This window comes from Mitsuokella sp. UBA4253 (assembly GCF_002395285.1).
GTDB lineage: Bacteria > Bacillota > Negativicutes > Selenomonadales > Selenomonadaceae > Mitsuokella > Mitsuokella jalaludinii.
This window is the reverse complement of the sequence record NZ_DGWR01000015.1, coordinates 37,387-56,722: the sequence shown is the minus strand read 5'-3', so window position 1 is coordinate 56,722 and position 19,336 is coordinate 37,387. Positions and strand designations below refer to the sequence as shown.

Annotated in this window: 17 protein-coding genes; 16 read left to right on the top strand and 1 reads right to left on the bottom strand. The window is 60.5% G+C overall.

Features of this window, described 5'->3' with window-relative positions; genetic code table 11:
* The first annotated feature begins 122 nt into the window (after positions 1-122).
* From B2X55_RS07605 to ligA, 12 genes are all read left to right on the top strand, one after another.
* Positions 123-893, top strand: coding sequence for a WecB/TagA/CpsF family glycosyltransferase (locus B2X55_RS07605; protein WP_051652151.1), 771 nt, complete (start codon positions 123-125; stop codon positions 891-893).
* A gap of 182 nt (positions 894-1,075) precedes the next feature.
* Positions 1,076-1,714, top strand: a complete 639-nt coding sequence (locus B2X55_RS07600; protein WP_286821581.1) for a phosphatidylserine decarboxylase family protein — start codon at positions 1,076-1,078, stop codon at positions 1,712-1,714.
* Positions 1,714-2,424 (top strand): CDP-diacylglycerol--serine O-phosphatidyltransferase, encoded by a 711-nt coding sequence (gene pssA, locus B2X55_RS07595; protein ID WP_286821579.1) that lies wholly within the window; start codon positions 1,714-1,716, stop codon positions 2,422-2,424. Before B2X55_RS07600 ends, pssA begins: the two co-directional genes overlap by 1 nt.
* A gap of 33 nt (positions 2,425-2,457) precedes the next feature.
* Positions 2,458-3,705 (top strand): glycosyltransferase family 2 protein, encoded by a 1,248-nt coding sequence (locus tag B2X55_RS07590; RefSeq protein WP_051652173.1) that lies wholly within the window; start codon positions 2,458-2,460, stop codon positions 3,703-3,705.
* A gap of 52 nt (positions 3,706-3,757) precedes the next feature.
* On the top strand, positions 3,758-4,135 hold the full coding sequence (queD, locus tag B2X55_RS07585) for a 6-carboxytetrahydropterin synthase QueD (protein ID WP_286821578.1): 378 nt from the start codon (positions 3,758-3,760) through the stop codon (positions 4,133-4,135).
* A 2-nt stretch (positions 4,136-4,137) separates the two neighbouring features.
* Positions 4,138-4,893 (top strand): 7-carboxy-7-deazaguanine synthase QueE, encoded by a 756-nt coding sequence (locus B2X55_RS07580; protein WP_286821577.1) that lies wholly within the window; start codon positions 4,138-4,140, stop codon positions 4,891-4,893.
* Positions 4,894-4,960: 67 nt separating this feature from the next.
* Positions 4,961-5,146 carry a hypothetical protein gene (locus B2X55_RS10890; protein ID WP_414683493.1) on the top strand — a complete coding sequence of 62 codons (186 nt, stop codon included), beginning with the start codon at positions 4,961-4,963 and terminating at the stop codon, positions 5,144-5,146.
* Entirely contained in the window at positions 5,143-5,523 is a 381-nt protein-coding gene (locus B2X55_RS07575; protein ID WP_414683492.1) for a hypothetical protein, read from the top strand. The genes B2X55_RS10890 and B2X55_RS07575 overlap by 4 nt, the downstream gene beginning before the upstream one ends.
* A gap of 13 nt (positions 5,524-5,536) precedes the next feature.
* The gene (locus B2X55_RS07570) at positions 5,537-6,916 is read left to right on the top strand and encodes a nucleobase:cation symporter-2 family protein (RefSeq protein ID WP_286821576.1); all 1,380 of its coding nucleotides are present in this window, start codon (positions 5,537-5,539) and stop codon (positions 6,914-6,916) included.
* Positions 6,917-7,118: 202 nt separating this feature from the next.
* Positions 7,119-8,768 (top strand): putative manganese-dependent inorganic diphosphatase, encoded by a 1,650-nt coding sequence (locus B2X55_RS07565; RefSeq protein ID WP_286821575.1) that lies wholly within the window; start codon positions 7,119-7,121, stop codon positions 8,766-8,768.
* A 144-nt stretch (positions 8,769-8,912) separates the two neighbouring features.
* The gene (pcrA, locus tag B2X55_RS07560; RefSeq protein ID WP_286821574.1) at positions 8,913-11,222 is read left to right on the top strand and encodes a DNA helicase PcrA; all 2,310 of its coding nucleotides are present in this window, start codon (positions 8,913-8,915) and stop codon (positions 11,220-11,222) included.
* 36 nt (positions 11,223-11,258) lie between these two features.
* Complete coding sequence (gene ligA, locus B2X55_RS07555) at positions 11,259-13,292, top strand: NAD-dependent DNA ligase LigA (RefSeq protein WP_414683491.1); 2,034 nt, start codon at positions 11,259-11,261, stop codon at positions 13,290-13,292.
* A 312-nt stretch (positions 13,293-13,604) separates the two neighbouring features.
* Here the strand turns inward: ligA and B2X55_RS07550 are convergent, their stop codons facing one another.
* Complete coding sequence (locus tag B2X55_RS07550) at positions 13,605-14,177, bottom strand: nitroreductase family protein (protein ID WP_286821572.1); 573 nt, start codon at positions 14,175-14,177, stop codon at positions 13,605-13,607.
* A gap of 233 nt (positions 14,178-14,410) precedes the next feature.
* Between B2X55_RS07550 and B2X55_RS07545 the strand changes: the two genes are divergently transcribed.
* From B2X55_RS07545 to B2X55_RS07530, 4 genes are read left to right on the top strand one after another with little or no spacing between them, the layout of a single operon-like run.
* Positions 14,411-15,154 carry a hypothetical protein gene (locus B2X55_RS07545; RefSeq protein WP_286821571.1) on the top strand — a complete coding sequence of 248 codons (744 nt, stop codon included), beginning with the start codon at positions 14,411-14,413 and terminating at the stop codon, positions 15,152-15,154.
* Positions 15,151-16,152 carry a nucleoid-associated protein gene (locus tag B2X55_RS07540; protein WP_286821570.1) on the top strand — a complete coding sequence of 334 codons (1,002 nt, stop codon included), beginning with the start codon at positions 15,151-15,153 and terminating at the stop codon, positions 16,150-16,152. Before B2X55_RS07545 ends, B2X55_RS07540 begins: the two co-directional genes overlap by 4 nt.
* A gap of 15 nt (positions 16,153-16,167) precedes the next feature.
* Positions 16,168-18,042, top strand: coding sequence for a GTPase HflX (gene hflX / locus B2X55_RS07535; protein ID WP_286821569.1), 1,875 nt, complete (start codon positions 16,168-16,170; stop codon positions 18,040-18,042).
* Between the two features lie 29 nt (positions 18,043-18,071).
* The gene (locus tag B2X55_RS07530; RefSeq protein ID WP_036374729.1) at positions 18,072-19,322 is read left to right on the top strand and encodes an aminotransferase class I/II-fold pyridoxal phosphate-dependent enzyme; all 1,251 of its coding nucleotides are present in this window, start codon (positions 18,072-18,074) and stop codon (positions 19,320-19,322) included.
* Positions 19,323-19,336 lie beyond the last annotated feature (14 nt).

Sequence of the window (19,336 nt, the reverse complement as noted above, 5' to 3'; positions counted from 1 at the left end):
TAGAGCTCCAGCGCATCAGGGACCACTGTGAGATCCCGGGCACTTTACTGGTGCCCGGGATTTTTGCGCCGTTGCATCGTTTTGCATCTTGGACCGATTTATGATAGAATCTAACGTATATCATGAAGGGCCGCAGTCTGCGGCTTTGTTTATGGGAGGGTAACGAAGTGCCGAAGAAGATTGATATCCTCGGGGTCAAGGTGGACCCCGTCACGATGGAGGAAGCCGTCGCCCAAGTGGAGACGTATATGGATGAGATGTGCGGCGTGCTCGTCGCCACGGCCAATGCCGAGATGATCATGCGCGCGACGCACGACCATGAGCTCATGAAGATCCTCAACAATGCCGCACTCGTCGTGCCGGACGGTGCGGGCACGGTCTGGGCTGCGCATCACCTCGGACACGAGATGCCGGAACGCGTCGCTGGCTACGACCTCGCACAGGAGCTCATGCGCCGCGCTCCGGAGAAGAAGCGCCGCATCTTCTTCTTCGGCTCGGCACCGGGCGTAGCGGAACTCGCCAAGAAGAAGGCCGAGTCGCTCTACCCGGGCATCGAGATTGTCGGCACGCGCAACGGCTTCTTCTCGGAGAAGGACGAGCCGGGCATCATCGAGGAGATCCGCAAGGCGAAGCCGGACCTCTTGCTCGCGGCGCTCGGCGTACCGAAACAGGAGAAGTGGCTCTACGCCCACAAGGACGAACTCGGCGTGCCCGTCTCCATCGGCGTCGGCGGCACGCTCGACGTCATGGCCGGCGTCATGAAGCGCGCGCCGCGCTGGATGCAGAAGGCCAAGCTCGAGTGGCTCTTCCGCGGCATGCTGCAGCCGAAGCGCGCCGGCCGCCTCATGGCGCTGCCGAAGTTCGTGCTCAAGGTGCATCACGCCAAGAAGTGATGACCGCCGCCTTTCAGAAAAGTCACAGGCGGGAGCGCCGGAATGGCCATCTCGTATGGACAAAGGCAGGGCAATCCGCTATAATTGTAAATTAGCAGGCAGGCCAGTGGCGAAACTGGCCTGCTCCTTATGCAGAGGGCTATCTGCATGGAGACATATCAAATCGATCAGGAGGTGGAGGTTTGACTCCGATTATTTCAGAGGGATACCCGTTCATCGGGGGATGCTTCGTGCTGACACTGCTCTTCGGCTGGTCGCTGCATCCGCTGGCCGCCGTCGTGCCATTCGTCCTCATGCTCTATTTCTGCTACTTCTTCCGCAACCCGAAGCGCCACATCGAGCAGGACTCGTCTGTCGTGCTCTCGCCGGCTGACGGGACAGTCACGGACATCGTGCCGCTCGAGACGGATGAGGACGGCTTCATCAAGGAGCCGTGCAACAAGATCGTCATCTTCATGTCGGTCTTCAACGTGCATGTCAACCGCAGCCCGATCGAGGGTGAGATCAAGCTGCAGAAGTACTACTGCGGCCGCTTCCGTCCCGCCTACAAGGACACGGTCGGCTTCGAGAACGAACACCACCTGCTCGGCATCGAGAACGGCCGCCTGCGCATCACGGTCAAGCAGATCGCAGGCATCCTGGCCCGCCGTATCGTCTCTTACGTCACGCTCGACGACAAGCTCAAGCAGGGAGAGCTCTACGGCATGATCAAGTTCGGCTCGTGCCTCGAGGTCGTCATGCCGCAGGACGTCGCTGTGACGGTCAAGAAGGGCCAGAAGGTCATGGGTGGCAAAACCATTATCGGGAGGATGAAAGACTGATGGACTATCGCAGGTTAATACCGAATATGTGTACCTCATCGAACCTCGTCTTCGGCATGTGTTCGATCCTTTCCACGTACAGTGGGAACCTCGTCTGGGGTTCGATCTTTATTCTGCTCGCGCTCGTCGCGGATGGCCTTGACGGCCGCACAGCCCGCTTCTTCGGCGTGGCCAGCGAGATGGGCAAGGAGATGGACTCGCTCTGCGACCTCGGCTCCTTCGGCATCGCGTCGGCCTTCCTCGCCTGGGCCTTTGTGCTGCATAACCACGGCTTCCTCGGTGTCGTCGTCGCGATCTTCTTCGCGATCTGCGGCATGTGGCGCCTCGCGCGCTTCAACGTCAACGCCTCGGTCGTGCACGGCTACTTCATGGGCCTCGCCATCCCGGCAGGCGGCAACATCGTCGCGATGACGACGCTGCTCTTCGTCGAGCTCGGCGTCGATCCGATGGCTTTTGGCATCGCGTATCCCATCGTCATGGCCTTCGTCGGCTGGCTCATGGTCAGCCACGTCCACTATCCGAACTTCAAGGGCGATGGGGCAGAGCCCATCTACCTCATCTCGAAGATTGTCGCACTCGTCCTGTTCCTCGCCATCCTCTGGCTCGGCCACGCATCGCTCTTAGCGGCTCTCGCTGTCGCTCTATTCTCGACGTACGCGGTCTTGGGCATCGTCAATTCTCTGCTGGCAAGTTTTGCAAAGAAAGGCTGATTGTTTTTGTTCACACATCCTTTTGACATCATCATGGTGCCAATGCAGATCCTGATCTTCCTCTTCACGCTCTATTTCTTCGTCATCGGCTTCTGCGGCATGTGGCGCAAGAAAGAGGTCAAGATCAAGACGCCGCGCAAGACGTTTGCACTCGTCGTCGCGGCACACAACGAGCACGCCGTCATCGGCCAGCTCGTCGAGAACCTCAAGCAGCTCAACTATCCGAAGGACATGTATGACATCTACGTCATCGCCGACAACTGCACGGACAACACGGCAGAGATTGCCGAGGAGGCAGGGGCGCTCGTCCACGTGCGCACGCATCCGACGAAGAAGAGCAAGGGCTATGCGCTCCAGTGGATGTTCGACCGCCTGTTCAAGATGGACAAGCAGTACGATGCCGTCTGCGTCTTCGATGCCGACAACCTCGTACACCCGCAGTTCCTCATGGAGATGAACAACCGCCTCTGCAAGGGCGACAAGGTCATCCAGGGCTACATGGACGCGAAGAATCCGTACGACACGTGGGTCTCGGGCACGTTTGCTATCGCGTTCTGGGTCATCTGCTACATCTCGCACCTCGCGAAGTCGAACATCGGCCTCTCGGCCTGCCTCGGCGGCACGGGCATGTGCTTTGCTTCGGAGATCCTCAAGAAGCACGGCTGGCAGGCGACCTGCCTGACAGAGGACATGGAGTTCACGATGAAGTGCATGGCCGAGGGCATCAAGACGAGCTGGGCACACGACGCCATCATCTACGACGAGAAGCCGCTGACGTTCAAGCAGTCGTGGAACCAGCGCCGCCGCTGGGCACAGGGCCAGTTCGATGTCGGCAACCGCTTCATCCCGAAGATGCTCAAGGCCGGCTGGAAGCACAAGGACATCCGCATGTGGGATGAGTGCATCTACCTCATGCAGCCGCACTTCCTGATGATCTCGACGATCTTCATCGTCATCAGCTACATCCAGCTCGCCTTCCCGCCGTTCTACACGAATATCTACAACTTCATGCCGTCCCAGCTCATGACGGCCATCATGCTCGGCCAGTACATCCTGCCGATGATCATCCTGATCAAGATCCGCGCGAAGTGGAAGTCCTGGCTCTACATGCTGCTGTATCCGGTCTTCATTTACTCGTGGATCCCGATCATCTTCCTCGGCTTCATCCACCGCAATGAGCACGAGTGGAGCCACACGCAGCACACGCGCGCCATGAGCATGAACGACATCGTCGGCAACGTCAAGAACACGAAGTCGATTGAGAAGTCACTCAAGAAGTAAAGAATCACCTCCCTCTCTATGCAGGGAGGTTTGTTTTTAGGAGGAGTCAATCATGTACACACTCAAAGTCGAAGGTGCCTTTGAAGCGGCACACCGCGTCGTCAACTACCCGGGCAAGTGCGACCGGCTGCACGGCCACAACTGGAAGGTCGAGGCGCTCGTCAAGGGAACGGAGCTCGACGAGCTCGGCATGCTCGTCGACTTCAAGGCCATCAAGGGCGCGCTCAAGGAAGCACTCGAACGCTTTGACCACCGCTTCTTGAACGAGCTTGAACCGTTCTCGTCGGGCATCAACCCGACGGCAGAGAATCTCGCGCGCATCATCTTCGAGGCGCTTGAAAAGAGCCCTGTCCTCGTGCGCGACAGCCATCTCGCGGCCATCACGGTCTACGAGACGCCGACGTCGTCTGTCACCTACACGAGGGACTGACGATGAACGCAAACAACGAGAACCTCATCGAGATCTTCTCCTCGATACAGGGGGAGGGCAAGTACGTCGGCTGCCGCCAGGTCTTTGTGCGCCTCGAGGGCTGCAATCTCGACTGCAGCTACTGTGACACAGAGAACAAGCCTGGCTCTCATCCCGTCTGCCAGGTCGAGACGGCTGCTGGTTCGCGTACCTTCGAGACCATCAAGAATCCGATGACCGCCTCTGAGACGGCCGCTGTCATCGCCAATCTCCTGCAGGAAGTCCCGCACGAGGCCGTGAGCTTCACCGGCGGCGAGCCGCTGCTGCACGCCGCCTTCATCTGCGCGGTCGTAGAAGCGCTGCACGCGCTCGGCCAGCGGCCGAAGGTCTTCCTCGAGACGAACGGCACGCTCTACCGCGAACTCGCCTCCATCCTCGACATCACCGACATCATCAGCATGGACATCAAGCTGCCGAGCATCGTGACAAAGCCGCAGTGGGAGGCGCATGCGCGTTTCCTCGAGCTCGCGCGCACGAAGGACCTCTACGTCAAGCTCGTCGTCTCGGCTGAGACGACGGAGGAGGAATTCAGGAAAAGCGTCGCCCTGCTCGAAGAGGAGGCTCCCGACGCACTCTTCATCATCCAGCCCGTCACGCCGTATGGCGGATGCGCAGCGGCAAGCCCCGAGAAGATCCTCGCCTGCCAGTCGCATGCACTCAAACACCTCAAGGACGTCCGCGTCATCCCGCAGACCCACAAGATGATCGGGCAGCTCTGACCGTCTTGTGGGCTGAGGATTGAGATAGCCGCATTTTTCTGTTTTGTTTGCTAAGGGAGAATCAGACATGAAACTGTTGGAAGAGAGAATCAAGAAGGACGGCATCGTGCTGCCGGGCAATGTACTCAAGGTCGACTCGTTCCTCAATCACCAGATTGACCCGGAACTCTCGCAGGCGATGGGCGAGGAGTTCGCGCGCCTCTTCAAGGATGCGGGTATCGACCGCGTCCTGACATCGCCATCGGCGTCATGACGGCGCTTACGCTCCACGTGCCGCTCGTCTTCGCGCGCAAGAAGAAGTCGGCTCTCATTAACGAGCCCATCTACACGCATCGCGTCTTCTCGTACACCAAGAAGGAGTACTCCGACATCCTCGTGCTGCAGAAGTTCCTGCCAGCCGGCGAGAATGTCCTGATCATCGATGACTTCCTCGCCAACGGCGAGGCGGCACTCGGCCTCGCGAAGCTCGTCGAGGAAGCAGGCTCGAAGGTCGCCGGCATCGGCATCGCCATCGAGAAAGCCTTCCAGCCCGGCCACCAGCGCCTGCTCGACAAGGGATACCACCTCGAAGCGCTCGCGAGCATCGCCTCGCTCGAAGGCGGCACGATCCGCTTCACGGCAGAGGACTGAGGGGGCGCCCATCGTGACTACAACTGCTACCGCCGCTGTCCATCCCGTCGACCAGAAGCTGCCGTGGGGCAGGACGATCGTCTACGCCTTCCAGCACGTCCTCGCCATGTACGCGGGTGCCGTCGCCGTGCCGCTCGTCCTCGCGGGGGCGGTTCATCTCAGTACGGAAGAGCTCATCTACCTCATCAATGCCGACCTTTTCACCTGCGGCATCGCGACGCTCGTCCAGTCGCTGAGCATTCGTGACTATATCGGCTCCAAGCTGCCGATCGTCCAGGGCTGCACCTTCACCGCCGTCACGCCGATGATCATCATCGCCAACACGCACGGCGGCGGCGCGGCCGGCCTGCAGGTCGTCTACGGCGCTGCCATCTTCGCCGGCGTCGCCTGTTTCGTCATCAGCAACTTCTTCAGCAAGATGCTGCGCTTCTTCCCGCCAGTCGTCACGGGTTCGGTCATCACGGTCATCGGCCTCTCGCTGATGCCGGTCGCCGTCAACTGGATTGCCGGTGCAAACCCGTCTGCGCCCGACTACTGTGAGCCGACTCACATCCTCATGGCCGCCGTCGTGCTCGCCATCATTCTCGTCATCTACCGTGTCTGCCGCGGCTTTTTGCGCCAGATCAGTGTGCTTCTCGGCCTTGTCATCGGCACGCTGATTGCCGATGCGCTCGGCATGGCCGATTTCCACGCCGTAGGGGAGGCGGCAGCGCTCGGCATCACGACGCCGTTCGCCTTCGGCTATCCCGTCTTTGAACCGGTCTCGTGCCTCGCGATGACGCTCGTCATGCTCGTGACGATGGCCGAGACGACAGGTGATATCGTCGCGGTCACCGAGATTGTCGACAAGCCGATGACCGAGAGCATGCTGACGAAGGCGCTGCGTGCCGACGGCTTCTCCACGGCACTCGGCGGCATCTTCAACACCTTCCCGTACACCGCCTTTGCCCAGAACATCGGTCTCATCGGCATGACGGGCGTGCGCAGCCGCTACATCGTCGCCGTCTGCGGCGTCATGCTCATGATCCTCGGCCTCTTCCCGAAGATGGCCGCCGTCGTCGCCAGTGTGCCGACGATGGTCTTAGGAGGCGCGGGCCTCGCGATGTTCGGCATGGTCGCCGCCAGCGGCTTCCAGGCGCTCTCAAAGGCAGAGCTGCACAAGAAGGGCAACATCATGGTCGTTGCCATCAGCGTTGCCGTCGCCCTGATCCCGATTGGCGTGCCGAGCTTCTACAGCAAGTTCCCGACCTGGGTCCAGATCCTCTGCAACAGCGGCATCACGATTGGCAGCATCACGGCCATCCTCTTGAATCTGCTGCTGCGCGATGCGCCAGATCCCGACAGCGACAGACTGCCCAAGAGAACAGCCGAACGCGCGTCCAGATCTCGTTGATTGCATAGAGCACAGGTGCCGCTCAAGATATGGCAAAGCCCTGTCCGTCCATATTCCATGGACGGGCAGGGCTTCTTTGTTTGTAAAAAGAGCGGGGCAGACTACTGGACGTCAAAGTGATTTTTGCGTATAATGAATACTAGATTGCATCGTATCAACCGGGGCTATGCCCCCGCTGTGAAATAGAGGAGGATTTTTTAACATGAAGAGCACGAAACCGATTTATGTCATTGGTCATCGCAATCCGGATACGGATTCCATCTGCTCGGCCATCGGCTATGCGCACCTGAAGCAGGCACTTGGCTTCAACGCAGTCCCGGCGCGTGCCGGCAAGGTCAATGCGGAGACGAAATACGCACTCGACTACTTCCACGTCGAGCAGCCGCTGCTGCTGTCGGATCTCTATCCGCGCGTCAAGGATGTCACACTCGACTGCAAGATCGTCGTCCGCCAGCACGACACGCTGCGCCATCTCGGCGAAGTCATGCGCGGCCATGACCTCAAATCGGTGCCGGTCACGGACAGCAAGGGCATTCTCGTCGGCATCGTCACGGTATCGGACCTCGCCAAGCGCTATTTCCAGGAGCTCAGCATGCAGGATCTCTCGGAGATGCGCGTACGCTATCGCGATATCATCGCGGCCACGGACAGCAAGGTGCTCGTCTCGGGTAATGAGAGCGACTTCATCCACGGCAAGATCCGCATCGCTGCCGGCTCGATCAAGATGATCCAGGACACGGTCGAGAAGAACGACATCGTGCTCGTAGGCGACCGCCACGATGAGACGCTCATCGACATCGTCGATCAGGGCATCTCCTGCCTCATCATCACGGGCAATGGCCGCATCTCGGCTGATGTCATCGAAGCCGCTGAGGCAAAGCACATCTTCGTCCTCTCGACGCCGTATGACACGTATACGGTAGCCCGACTGATCAACCAGTGCGTGCCGATCCGCCGCATCATGCATCCGGACCCGGTCTGCTTCAAGCCGCTCGACCTGCTCTCGGACATCAAGGGCACGATGGAGGAGACGAACTACCGCAACTACCCGGTCCTCGAGAACGGCCGCCTCGTCGGCCTCGTCAGCCGCGACAACCTCATGCTGCCGGAGCGCGACCGCGTCATCCTCGTCGACCACAATGAGCGCGGCCAGGCTGTCGAGGGCATCGAGGAAGCCAAGATCCTCGAGATCATCGACCATCATCGCCTCGGCGGCATCCAGACGAGCGAGCCGATCTTCACGCATGCTGAGCCGGTCGGCTGCACGGCAACGATCGTCGCCAACATGCACTGGCAGAACGATGTCGACATCCCGGCATCCATCGCAGGCCTCCTGCTCTCGGCCATCCTCTCGGATACGGTCCTCTTCAAGAGCCCGACCTGCACGCCGTACGACAAGAAGACGGCAGAGCGCCTCGCTGAGATCGCCGGCGTCGACATCCAGGAATACGGCATGGCGATGCTCAAGGCTGGTTCCGGCATCGGCGACATGACGCCGGCTGAGATTGCCAAGAACGACCTCAAGGAGTTCCAGATCGGCGACTACCGCGTCATCGTCAGCCAGATCTCGGTCATGGACCCGAAGGAAGTCATGGACCTCGAGCCGCAGCTCATCGAAGCGATGCAGAACATCTGCGACAAGGAGGGCTTCGACCTCAGCCTCGTCATGGTCACGGACATCCTGCAGGAAGCGACGTACCTGCTCTTCACGGGCTCGCCGAAGACGCTCATCGGTGAGGCCTTCAAGAAGGACGCAAGCGGCACGCACATCTACCTGCCGGGCGTCATGAGCCGCAAGAAACAGGTCATCCCGCCTCTCTCCGAGGCCGTCAAGCGCATCGGCAAGAACTGATTGCCCGTTATTGCGCTGCGTCCGCGTGACGCAAATCATGACTGATAAAAGAGCCTTCTCCCCGCTGCAGATGCAATGGGGGGAAGGCTTTCCTATCGATAGAACCAGAAACCATGCAACAAAGAGAAACGATTGGAGGATACTTTGGATATTTTCAGTGGCTTGAACCCCGCACAGAAGAAGGCCGTCGCACATACGGAAGGACCGCTGCTCATCATGGCAGGTGCCGGCTCGGGCAAGACGAAGGTGCTGACCTGCCGCATCGCAAACCTCTTGGCGCAGGGGGTCGCACCGTACAGCATCCTGGCCATCACCTTCACCAACAAGGCGGCGACAGAGATGCGCGAGCGCGTCGACCGCATGATCGGTGACGCCGCCAAAGATGTCTGGCTCAGCACATTCCACTCGTTCTGTGCGCGCTTCCTGCGCCGCGAGATCGAGGCGACGGACATCTACAAGCGCAACTTCGTCATCTACGATTCGTCTGACAGCCAGACCGTCATCAAGGAATGCCTCAAGGAGATGAATCTCGACGACAAGCAGTACACGCCCGCGAGCGTCCAGAATGCGATCTCGAACGCTAAGAACCAGCTCATGGGGCCGAAGGCCATGGAGCGCGACGCCGACAACTTCCACCAGAAGAAGATTGCTGAGATCTACCGCCTCTATGCAGCGAAGCTGCGCAACAACAACGCGCTCGACTTCGACGATTTGCTGATGATTTCCGTCGTGCTGCTCGAGGAGAATGAGGACATCCGCCGCAAGTACCAGGGGCGCTTCCGCTACATCCTCGTCGACGAGTACCAGGACACGAACGGCGCCCAGTACCAGCTCACGAAGATCCTCGCCGCGCGCCATCACAACCTCTGCGTCGTCGGCGATGCCGACCAGTCCATCTACGGATGGCGCGGCGCCGACATCCGCAACATCATGGACTTCGAGAAGGACTACCCGGAAGCGACAGTCATCAAGCTCGAGCAGAACTACCGCTCGACGAAGAACATCCTCGCGGCGGCCAATGCCGTCATCGAGCACAATGTCAACCGCAAGCCCAAGGAACTCTGGACGGAGAACGCGACGGGCGAGAAGCTGACCTCGTATCAGGCGATGGACGAACGCGACGAGGCGCAGTTCATCACGACGACCATCACGAAGCAGCGCACGATCTTCAACGCCTCGTACGGCGACATCGCCATCCTCTACCGCACGAACGCCCAGTCGCGCATCATCGAGGAGACGTTCATGCGCTCGGGCATCCCGTACACGATGGTCGGCGGCCTCAAGTTCTACGACCGCAAGGAGATCAAGGACATCCTCGCATACCTGCGCGTCATCTACAACCCGCTCGACACCGTGAGCCTCATGCGCATCATCAACGTGCCGAAGCGCGGCCTCGGCGCGACGACGATGGCGAAGCTCACGGCCTTTGCCGAAGAGCAGGAACTCTCGCTCTTTGACGTCATCTCGAACCCGGAGGTGCTCGACGCCATCCCGGGCATCACGGCGCGCGTCAAGAAGCCCTTGGAGCTCTTCACGACCTTCATCTTCAACTTCATGAATACCCACATGAACATGAAGCTCGACGATCTCATCGACAAGGTGCTCAAGGACTCGGGCTACCTCGCGGAGCTCAAGGCCGACAAGAAGACGGAGAACGAGTCGCGCATCGAGAATCTCAAGGAATTCATCGGCGTCGCGCGCGACTTCGAGAAGTCGGAGGAGAACCCGAACCTCGAGACCTTCCTCTCGCAACTCTCGCTCGTCTCCGACATCGACAACGCCGACATCGAGGACGACCGCGTGACGCTCATGACGCTGCACTCGGCCAAGGGCCTCGAGTTCCCCATTGTCTTCATGATCGGCATGGAGGAGGGGCTCTTCCCGCATTCGCGCACGCTCATGAATCCCGATGAGATTGAGGAGGAGCGCCGCACGTGCTATGTCGGCATCACGCGCGCCCAGCGCAAGCTCTACCTGACGAATGCGCGCCAGCGCACGATCTACGGCAAGACGCAGGCCTTCCCGCCCTCGCGCTTCCTCAAGGAGATCCCCGACGAGTACGTCGAGCGCCTTGTGCCGCGCGCTAATGCCTATGGCTTCGCCAACGCCAACCACTACGGCGCCCAGCAGCGCTCCGGCTTCATGAGCTTCCGCCCGAGCGCCAACCAGATGGGGACGGGCACGCACTTCGCGGGCAAGCCGCAGTCGGCCCTCGAGGCGATGGAGGCCCTGCGCGAGCGCCAGAGCAGTGCGCGCCCCGCAGCCGCCGGCGTCATCCGCCCCGATACGAGCATCAAGTGGAAGGTCGGCGACAAGGCGCGCCACGGCAAGTGGGGCGTCGGTACCGTCGTCTCCGTCAAGGGAAGCGGCGAAGAAGTCGAGCTCAAGATTGCCTTCCCGGGCCAGGGCGTCAAAGGCCTCATGCAGAAGTACGCCCCGATTACCAAGGCATGAGACAGAACGACAGGAAACCAGGGGGAAGGAGTGATCATGATGGCAGATATACCGGAGTCCATCCAGGCGGTCAAGAAGGAGCTCACCGAGCTCCGCAAGGTCATCCGCTACCACAATAACCGCTATTACAATGAGGACAATCCCGAGATCTCGGATTACGAGTACGACCAGCTCATGCTGCGCCTCAAGGCCATCGAGGCGAAATACCCGGAGCTCATCACCAAGAACTCGCCGACGCAGGTCGTCGGCGGCCAGGCGCGCCGCACGGCCGGCGTGCTCGTCAAGCACGATGTGCCGATGCTCTCACTGCAGGATGTCTTCAGCAAGGAAGAGATCTTCGCCTTCGTCGAGGAACTGCAGCAGGAGCTCGACAATCCGGAATTCGTCGTCGAGGAGAAGATCGACGGCCTCTCGATGGCGCTGCGCTACGAGGACGGTGTGCTCGTGCGCGCCATCACGCGCGGCGACGGCATCGTGCAGGGCGAGGACGTCACAGAGAACGCAAGAGTCATCCACGACGTCAAAAAAACGCTCAAGGACAAGCTGCCGTATTTCGAGATCCGCGGTGAAGTGTACATGGAGAAGAAGGCCTTTGCGGCGGTCAACGCACGCCAGGAGCTCCTGGGGCTCAAGCCCTTTGCCAATCCGCGCAACTGCGCCGCGGGAACGCTGCGTCAGCTCGACAGCCGCATCACGAAAGAGCGCCATCTCTCGCTCTTCGTCTTCAACCTGCAGACGGCCCGCGGCCGTCAGTTCACGACGCACACCGAGGCGTATGCCTTCATGAAGAAGCAGGGCATCAAGGTCATCCACAACTACAAAGTCTGCCGCACGGCAGAGGAAGTCTGGCAGGCCATCACCGCCATTGGCGAGAGCCGCGGCAGCCTGCCCTACGACATCGACGGCGCGGTCGTCAAGCTCAACAATCTCGCAGACCGCGAGAAGCTCGGCGCGACAGCCAAGGTGCCGCGCTGGGCGATTGCCTACAAGTACCCGCCGGAGGAGAAGGAGACGGTCATCCGCAAGATCGAGCTCTCGGTCGGGCGCACGGGACGCATCACGCCGACGGCTGTCTTTGACCCGATCCGGCTCTGCGGCACGACGGTCGAGCGCGCGACCCTGCACAACCAGGACTTCATCGACAACCTCGACGTGCGCATCGGCGACACGGTGCGCGTCTACAAGTCGGGCGAGATCATCCCGAAGGTCAAGGAAGTCGTCAAGGAGAAGCGCCCCGCAGGCACAGAGCCATTTGTCATCGGCAGCCGCTGCCCGGTCTGCGGCGCGCCCGCCGTGCGCGAGCCGGACACCTCTGACATCAAGTGCCAGAACCCGAGCTGCCCGGCTCAGCTCGAGAGCCACATCCTCAATTTCGTCGGACGCTCGGCCATGGATATCAAAGGCCTCGGCGAGGCGGCTATCCACAGCTTGATCGAGGAAGGCTGCATCACGACGATTGCCGACCTCTACCACCTGGCAGACAGGCGCGAAGAACTCATCGAGAAGGGCATCATCGGCAAGGAAAAGAACACCGACAAGGTCCTCACGGCCATCGAGGCGAGCAAAAAGAATGAGCCGCTGCGCCTGCTGACGGGACTCGGCATCCCGGGCATCGGCCGCACGGCCGCCCGCGAGCTCATGCTGCACTTTGGCTCCATCGATGCGCTGGCCAAGGCTTCCGAAGAGGAGATCCTCGCGGTCCGCGACATGGGCGAGATCAGCGCGAAGGCCATCGTGCAGTATTTCCGCGCCCCTGCCAGCCAGAAGATCCTCGAGGCCTTCCGTGCCGCTGGCGTCAACTTCACGCTCAAGGACACGGGCCTTGTCGACACGAAGTTCGACGGCATGACTTTCGTCATCACGGGCACGCTGCCGAGCCTGAGCCGCAAAGATGCTGCCGCGCTCATCGAGAGCCACGGCGGGCGCGTCGCAGGCTCTGTCTCCAAGAAGACAGACTATCTCGTCGCCGGCGAGGCGGCCGGCAGCAAACTGCAGAAGGCGACTGCCCTCGGCATCGCCATCCTCGATGAAGCAGGCCTTATGGCACTTGTCGGGCAGTCAGACACTTGATTCACGATTGTTTACAACTGTATTCTTTCGATTTTGTCCCTGTTGCTCTTGATTTTCTGAGCAATCTCTGTTATAGTAAAGACTGTAAGGATTACCGCAATCCTTACAGTCTCCTTTCTTGTTGGGCCTAGATAAGAGGTGGGTCCTAAGGGCGAACGGACCTATCTATGAGGAGCGGCAGTGGGAAGCAGTCGGCTGGCACGGAAACATGAGCCGACTGGCGCCGTTCTCTCAACAAAAAGCTCCGCAGCGATACGCATGCTGCGGAGCTTTTTATTGCTTGTTCCTATGAAGATCATGAAGATACAGGACTCAGCCAAAGACCTTGACGCGGGCCTTGATGTCTTCCTTGTCCTTTGCCTGCGGCTCAGCGGCGATGCCACCGAACGGCATCTGGGCGATGAGCTTCCAGGAATCCGGCACCGAGAACATCTTCTTGACCGTCTCGTCGATGACGGGGTTGTAGTGCTGGAGGTTGACGCCGATGTTGAGCTCGCGCAGTGCCGTCCAGATACTAATCTGCAGCATGCCGTTGGCCTGCTGTGCCCAGATCGGGAAGTTTGCCGCATAGAGCGGGAACTGCTCCTGGAGGCCCTTGACGACGTCCTCGTCGTAGAAGTAGAGCAGCGTGCCGTAGCCCGCCTTGAAGCTATCAATCTTCTCGCGGGCGACCTTGCCGCCGAAAGCCTCGTAGATGGCGTCCCAGAGTTCATCCTGCTTTGCTTTCGTCACGACAATCACGCGGGCACTCTTCATGTTGAACGCATCCGGCACGAGCTCCGTCGTGTTCTCGACGAGCGCGACGACTTCTTCCTCTGCGACCGGCAGTTCCTTGTTGATGTTGTAGTACGTGCGGCGCTTGGCCAGCGATTCCTGGATACCCATGGTGTTTCTCCTCTTTTCTCTTGATTCTTCTTGTGCTGTGATATCGTAGCATTCATACAGACGATATCCTTGATTTATGATTAGTATAGTATAATCATTCTCACTTGTCAATATAAAACTTACAACATGGCGCGAAAGCCTTGCCGCAGTTGAAACAAGCGCAGAGGACTGTTATAATAAAGTATTGCTGATAAGGCCGAAACAGTATCTTGGGAAATGAGAGAGGTGTGCAGATGAAAGAAGAGACAATCGAGAAGGTGCGACAGGAGCTCGACGGCTGGGAATACCTGGAGAAGCTGCCGGACAGCTGGCATGGCTTCGCGCTGCGCCGCATCGAGGAGCCGCTCGGCGACTGCTACGACATCTTCACGTATGAGAGCGAATCGCTGCACAAGAGCGCGACGGCCTACTTCCACGAGGAAACGCACGAGTACAAGCTGCGCATCAAGATCGGGCTCATCGAGCTCTGCCGCATCGAGTTCATCACGGCGGACTTTACCGTCTTTGAAGCATTGCTCAAAGCGCAGCTCGAGTCCCTGCTCGCGGAACTCGAGACGTTTGACCCGGCCAGCATCTCGAGCATCGTGCGCGCCAAGGAGATCCTCACGTGGAAGACGGGCAATGAACTGCCAGAGACGCTCGAGGGCTTTTCGCTCTTCATCCATCCCGCCCAGCCCGTCAAGATCAACAACGGCTCGTACATCATCATCGACTACGTCGACTTCGCGCTCGAGAGTAGCGTGACGGTCTACTTCAACATCTACCGCGACGAGTTCTTCAGCGAAGCGCGCATCTGGAACATCCCGGATGTCAACTACGACTTCGACTCGAATACCCTGCCGGAGCTCGAGGAGCGCCTGCAGACCTACCTCGTGCCGCGCCTGCAGGAAGTCCGCCGCCGCGCCGAGGCAGAAGATGCTGCGAAAAAGGCAAAGGCATCCGCTGAGGGACCGTGCACAGGGGAGGAACAATCATGATCATCATCGAGAAGGCCATCCTTCACATTCTCGACTTCCATTCGGGTGTGACGGTCTATTCGGATGCAGAACTTCCTGTAAAAGACAGCGTCGAGACCTGGCTCTTGAAGCACATCGAGCGCGCCTGGGTCAGCCAGGACGCCAAGCCAGGCACTTTCTGCGAGGACAGCGCCTTCTTCAAAGAGCTGCAGGACTACGAGTCGGGAACGCTCGACTTCGTCGCCCTAAGCAAGGCGATTGCCAAGACACTCGACGACGCCCTGACACACGCCGAGGAGATGCCCGCATCCGATGTCATCGTCGCACAGGCGAGCATTGACGAGGTGCCGTACCTCGTCATCCTGCGCAGCAACAGCCACATCGGCTTCACGCACCAGGTCAACCAGACGGAGGATGGCATCCAGAACGAGATCATCAACCACTATTCCATCATGCCGAACCTCTCGCAGAAGATTGACGAGTTCGCCTTCATCAACGGCCGGACGAAGGCCATCAAGACGGCAGCCAAGAAGTACACGCTCGACGGCGACGCCGTCTTCGTCCTGCCGGAAGTTCTGCTCGAGTGCAGCCTGACGCCCTCGCCGAAGGAAGCGATGAAGAACCTCAGCAAGGCGGCCGCCCAGGTCGCTGAGTCGTTCGGCCAGGACAAGGTCATGGCCGAAGCCGCCGTCAAGAGCTACGTGGCCGAGACGATGCAGAAGGGCGCGGAGCTCGACCTGCAGGAGGCGGGCAAGGAGATCTTCCAGGACAATCCCGCCATGCAGCAGGAGCTCGACACGGCCATCCGCGATGCGGGCATTACAGAGCCCGTCCAGATGGACCCGGAGGCGACGCTCAAGAAGGTCAGCCGCCACAAGCTCAAGACCGACACGGGCATCGAGCTGACCATCCCGACGGATTACTTCGACAACACGGAGTTCGTCGAGTTCAACAACAACGAGGACGGCACGCTTTCCATCACGCTCAAGCACATATCGAACATCGTCAACCGCGGTTGACCCATGAGGTATCCTATGCAGACCATTCAGATCAATGGAGAGATCCAGAACATCAAACAGTACATCGTCAAGCGCCTCGAAGCGCTCTACGAGCTGACCGTGCCGATTGGCCAGCTCTCGACGCACGAGCTCAACACAGAGATGCTCGAGGTCACGGAGCTGCTCGGCCGCGAGGTCGCCGTCTACCTGAATCGCCAGGGCAAGGTCCTGCAGGTGTCGGTCGGCGACACCGACACGGTCGACTTGCCGGAGTTCAAGTCGCGCCGCGCCGAGGGCAAGCTCACGGGTATCCGCTGCATCCATACGCATCCGAGCGGCGACACGCGCCTCAGTGAGCCCGACTTCTCGTCGCTGCGCCGCCTGCGCTTCGACTGCATGGCGGCCATTGGCTTCCGCGCCGACAAGGCAGGGGAGATCATCGGCTCGCTCGGCTTCTTCACCGGCGACTGCGCCGAGGACGGCACGGAGCAGCTCAGCAGCGTCGGCCCGCTGCCGGAGCGCGCGCTGCACACGATTAACCTGACGTATCTCATCACGACGATCAACAAGAAGCTCAGCGCGCGCAACACGAAGTCGACAGAAGATGAGGAAGAGCGCGCCCTGCTCGCCGGCCTCGACTGCGGCAGGGCGCTATGGCCCGTCGACGAATCGATGGCCGAGCTCGCGCGCCTCGCCGACACGGCGGGCGCCACCATCGTCGGCACCTTCATCCAGCGCCGCGAGAAGCCCGACGCCGCCTTCTTCCTCGGGCGCGGCAAGGTCGCCGAGATCGCCATGGAAGTCCAGAACCGCGACGCGACACTCTTGATCCTCGATGACGAGCTCACGCCGTCGCAACAGCACAACCTCGAGCAGATGCTCGGCATCAAGGTCATCGACCGCACGGCGCTGATCCTCGACATCTTCGCGCAGCGCGCCCGCACGAAAGAGGGCAAGCTGCAGGTCGAGCTCGCACAGCTCCAGTACAATCTGCCGCGCCTCGGCGGTCAGGGCCTCGTGCTCTCACGCCTCGGAGGCGGCATCGGCACGCGCGGCCCTGGCGAGACGAAGCTCGAAGTCGACCGACGCCGCATCTACGCGCGCATCCACGACCTCGAGTCCCAGATCGATGCCGTGCAGAAGAACCGCCACCTGCACCGTCGCCGCCGCAAGCTCTCGCGCATCCCGCTCGTCGCCCTCGTCGGCTACACCAACGCGGGCAAATCGACACTCTTGAACCGGCTCACGGGCTCGGAAGTCTTTGCCGAGGACAAGCTCTTCGCGACACTCGACCCGACGACGCGCCACCTCATCCTGCCCGAGAAGCAGGAAATCCTCCTGACCGACACCGTCGGCTTCATCCAGAAGCTGCCGCACACGCTCGTCAAGGCCTTCCGCGCGACACTCGAGGAGGTGCAGGAAGCCGACCTCCTGCTGCACGTCGTCGACTGCAGCAACGAGAACTACGAGCAGCAGATCGAGTCAGTCGTCGAGGTTCTCAAGGAGCTCGATGCCGTCTCAAAGCCGACGCTCTACGTCTTCAACAAGGCCGACCGCCTCAAAGCGTCCGGCACAGAGGGCGAAGAGCGGGCAGGGGAGGGACTGACGCCAGCGCAGGAAGCCATACTGCTGCACGGCCGCGAGGGCATTTGCGTCTCCGCTCAGACGGGCGCCAACCTCGACGAGCTCCAGCAGCTCATCGAACGATTCTTCTCTGAGCAGCAGGTCCGGATGGAACTCCTGATTCCCTTTGCCAAAGGACGGCTGCTGACGGAGCTGCACGATCTCCACGCCGTCCGCGAGACGGACTACACGGAAGCGGGCACACTCGTCAAGGTCAGCCTGCCCGCCTCGAAGCGGGCGCGCTTCGAGCCCTATGAAGTCCACGAATCCCACCTTGACAATAAATAACTGTAATAGACTGTGAGGTAAGTATTTCCATGTCATTTTCCAAGAAAATCACGGATCTCAAGCGCGAGGTCCTCAAGGAATCCGAACCGCTCTTTGCGCACATCGAGGATGTGGCCGAGGCCAACACGCTGAAGGTCCTCGATGCCATGCGCGAGTGCCGCGTCTCCGACGCCCACTTCAACACGACGACGGGCTATGCCTACGACGACATCGGCCGCGGCAAGCTCGAAGAGCTCTACGCGAAGATCTTCGGCGCAGAGCGCGCGCTCGTGCGCACGCAGTTCGTCTCGGGCACGCACGCGCTGGCGACGGTGCTCTTCGGCATCCTGCGCCCCGGCGACGAGCTCGTCTCGCTGACGGGCAAGCCGTACGACACGATGCAGACGGTCATCGGCTACGACAACCCGAGCCCCGGCTCCCTCAAGGAATTCGGTGTGCTCTACAACGAATTGCCGATGGTCGCGGGCAAGGTCGACATGGCGCACATCAAGGACGTCATCACCGACAAGACGAAGATGGTCGAGATCCAGCGCTCGCGCGGCTACAGCATGCGCAGCCCGCTCTCCATCGAGGACATCCGCGCCATCACGACGGAAGTTCACCGCATCAAGCCCGACTGCATCTGCTTTGTCGACAACTGCTACGGCGAGTTCGTCGACTACGAAGAGCCGACGCAGGCAGGGGCCGACATCATGGCGGGCTCCCTCATCAAGAACCCCGGCGGCGGCATCGCACCGACCGGCGGCTACATCGTCGGCCGCGACGACCTCGTCGAGCTCGCCTCGTACCGCCTGACGGCACCGGGCATGGGCGACGAGCTCGGCGCGAGCCTCTCGAACAACCGCCTGCTGTTCCAGGGCCTCTTCCTCGCGCCGCACGTCGTCTCACAGGCCATCAAGGGCGCGATCTTTGCCGCAGGCATGTTCGCCAAGCTCGGCTACAAGACGCTGCCACTGCCGACGGACGTGCGCGGCGACATCATCCAGGCCATCGAGCTCGGCAGCGCCGACAAGCTCATCGCCTTCTGCGGCGGCATCCAGAAGTATTCGCCTGTCGATTCCTTCGCCGCGCCGGAGCCGTGGGACATGCCGGGCTACGCCGACAAGATCATCATGGCAGCAGGCACCTTCGTGCAGGGCGCTTCCATCGAGTTCAGTGCCGACGGCCCGCTGCGCGCACCCTACAACGTCTACCTGCAGGGTGGCCTGACCTTCGAGCACGCCATTATCGGTATCATGGGCGCCGCACAGGCCGTCCTTGACCTCGACGAAACGGATTGACACAGAGATACGAT

Bases quoted from the DNA above. Each gene is read 5' to 3' on its own strand.
- B2X55_RS07590 (WP_051652173.1), top strand. From the start codon at position 2,458: ATGGTGCCAATGCAGATCCTGATCTTCCTCTTCACGCTCTATTTCTTC.
- B2X55_RS07550 (WP_286821572.1), bottom strand. From the start codon at position 14,177: ATGGGTATCCAGGAATCGCTGGCCAAGCGCCGCACGTACTACAACATC.
- B2X55_RS07575 (WP_414683492.1), top strand. From the start codon at position 5,143: ATGACGGCGCTTACGCTCCACGTGCCGCTCGTCTTCGCGCGCAAGAAG.
- B2X55_RS07605 (WP_051652151.1), top strand. From the start codon at position 123: ATGAAGGGCCGCAGTCTGCGGCTTTGTTTATGGGAGGGTAACGAAGTG.
- B2X55_RS07545 (WP_286821571.1), top strand. From the start codon at position 14,411: ATGAAAGAAGAGACAATCGAGAAGGTGCGACAGGAGCTCGACGGCTGG.
- pssA (WP_286821579.1), top strand. From the start codon at position 1,714: ATGGACTATCGCAGGTTAATACCGAATATGTGTACCTCATCGAACCTC.
- hflX (WP_286821569.1), top strand. From the start codon at position 16,168: ATGCAGACCATTCAGATCAATGGAGAGATCCAGAACATCAAACAGTAC.
- B2X55_RS07540 (WP_286821570.1), top strand. From the start codon at position 15,151: ATGATCATCATCGAGAAGGCCATCCTTCACATTCTCGACTTCCATTCG.
- B2X55_RS07580 (WP_286821577.1), top strand. From the start codon at position 4,138: ATGAACGCAAACAACGAGAACCTCATCGAGATCTTCTCCTCGATACAG.
- ligA (WP_414683491.1), top strand. From the start codon at position 11,259: ATGATGGCAGATATACCGGAGTCCATCCAGGCGGTCAAGAAGGAGCTC.
- B2X55_RS10890 (WP_414683493.1), top strand. From the start codon at position 4,961: ATGAAACTGTTGGAAGAGAGAATCAAGAAGGACGGCATCGTGCTGCCG.
- queD (WP_286821578.1), top strand. From the start codon at position 3,758: ATGTACACACTCAAAGTCGAAGGTGCCTTTGAAGCGGCACACCGCGTC.
- B2X55_RS07565 (WP_286821575.1), top strand. From the start codon at position 7,119: ATGAAGAGCACGAAACCGATTTATGTCATTGGTCATCGCAATCCGGAT.
- B2X55_RS07530 (WP_036374729.1), top strand. From the start codon at position 18,072: ATGTCATTTTCCAAGAAAATCACGGATCTCAAGCGCGAGGTCCTCAAG.